The organism is Shigella sp. FC1967, assembly GCF_001743005.1.
Classification (GTDB): Bacteria; Pseudomonadota; Gammaproteobacteria; order Enterobacterales; family Enterobacteriaceae; genus Proteus.
This window is the reverse complement of sequence record NZ_MIIZ01000250.1, coordinates 1-258: the sequence shown is the minus strand read 5'-3', so window position 1 is coordinate 258 and position 258 is coordinate 1. Positions and strand designations below refer to the sequence as shown.

Here is a 258-nt window from a genome sequence, read left to right as displayed (position 1 = left end):
TTGGGGTGAGGGAACCCAATAAAACAGTGATTTCTCTCTTAGATGAGAGGATGCGCATAATACGCCTGTTGCGCAACAAAAGCAAAGGTTAGCGAAAAACGCCGTAAACCCTCGCCCAGTGCGGGCGGGGATATAAGGCGAAAAGCCCGCAGGGCTTTAAAGATCAATCAAGCGTTGACTGGCTCTGAACGTAGGCTCTGAGTGTTTCAATCGTTGCCTCTCCGGTGCTACAGACAAAGTACGACCTTGACCACAAAA

Annotated in this window: 1 protein-coding gene; it reads right to left on the bottom strand. The window is 49.6% G+C overall.

The features are described 5' to 3' along the window. Positions 1-163: 163 nt before the first annotated feature. A partial coding sequence (locus BHE89_RS02325; RefSeq protein ID WP_171742431.1) for a transposase occupies positions 164-258 on the bottom strand: 95 nt, incomplete at its 5' end.